This is a genomic window from Thiohalocapsa sp., assembly GCF_019695415.1.
GTDB lineage: Bacteria > Pseudomonadota > Gammaproteobacteria > Chromatiales > Chromatiaceae > Thiohalocapsa.
In genome coordinates this window covers 1-1,539 of record NZ_JAIFKJ010000468.1, presented here as the reverse complement: position 1 = coordinate 1,539, position 1,539 = coordinate 1, and the positions used below count along the sequence as shown (strand labels likewise).

The window sequence follows — 1,539 nt, the reverse complement described above, 5'->3', positions numbered from 1 at the left end:
CAATCAGGGGATGCTTATGCTTTATAGGTCTCAAAGGTTCTGGTTCGGCGCGCGCCCGCCAGCGATTTATGTCTATGATCTAGGCACTTAGCTAATATGCGAATTAAACATCTCTCTACTCTGGGCTATCCCAAGATTCTTGGCCGTCTGTCCGCCTACGCCAGCTTCTCGGCCGGTGAGGAAAAGGCCCTCGCTCTCAAGCCCGCGACTGACCTGGAGACAGTCCGGACGCGGTTGGAGACGACGAGCGAGGCACGGGAGATACTGGATACCAATCCCGCCACCTCGTTGGGCGGCGCTCACGATGTGCGTCCGCTGACGGCCGACGCCGAACGGGGGAAGGTGCTTTCCCCGCGTGATCTGCTCAATGTGCGTGATACTCTCGTCGCCGGGCGCACGCTTCACCGCACGTTGACTGGCCAGAAGAATCAATTTCCACATCGGGCGCATGTGGCGGCCAGCATCCGGCCCTGTCCCACTATCATCGAAGAGGTCAACCGTTGTCTGGACCAGCACGGGGATATACGCGACGACGCCTCCTCTGAACTGGCCCGCATTCGCCGCGCCGTGGAGGTCGCTCACCAGCGATTGCAGGATAAGCTACAAAACATCGTTCAATCATCCCGCAATGCCTCCTACCTGCAGCGAACGTTGATCACCCAACGCGAGGGGCGCTATGTGATCCCTATCAAGGCCAAATTCAAGGAGCGCATCCCCGGCGTCGTCCACGACCGGTCGGCCTCCGGTGTGACGCTGTTCATCGAGCCGCTCTCCGTCGTCGATCTGAACAACACCTGGCGCGAGTTACAGTTGGAGGAACGGGAGGAGGTGCGGCGCATTTTGGCCTCGCTATCCAGCCTGGTCGCCGACCACGCGGAGGACATCGCCCGGACCGTGGAGACGCTGGCGGAGCTGGATTTGACCTTTGCCAAGGCGAAATATGCCGAGGATATAACAGCCACCGCTCCCGAACTGGTTCCCTTCCGCGCCGAGTCGGAAAATGGTCATCCAGGCTCCACCCTTCGTTTCTTCAGCGCCCGGCATCCTCTGCTTGATCCGGAGAGCGTGGTGCCCATCGACGTGGTGCTGGACGAAGAGACCCACATCCTGGTGCTGACCGGCCCCAACACCGGCGGAAAGACGGTCAGCTTGAAGACGGTGGGCTTGTTGACGCTGATGGCCCAGGCCGGCTTGCACATTCCCGTCGCGCCGGAATCGGCCCTTTCCCCCTTCGAAATGGTCTACGCCGACATCGGCGACGAACAGTCGATTGAGCAGAGCCTTTCCACGTTCTCCGCGCACCTGACCAACATCATCTCGTTCCTCGGACAATCCGACGCCCACAGTCTGGTGCTGCTGGATGAGCTGGGCGCCGGCACCGACCCGGCGGAAGGGGCGGCGTTGGCCCACGCTATCCTGGATCATTTCCGCGAGCGGCGCTCGACCACGCTGGTGGCCACGCCTTACCCAGAGCTGAAGACCTACGCTCAGCTTACGCCTGGCGTGCGCAACGCCTGCGTCGAGTTCGACTCAGAGACG

1 protein-coding gene is annotated in these 1,539 nt (G+C 61.3%); it reads left to right on the top strand.

From position 1 onward, the window contains the following. Positions 1-96: 96 nt before the first annotated feature. Positions 97-1,539: endonuclease MutS2 (locus I6U14_RS13050; protein ID WP_367115668.1), on the top strand; the 1,443-nt coding region annotated here is incomplete at its 3' end.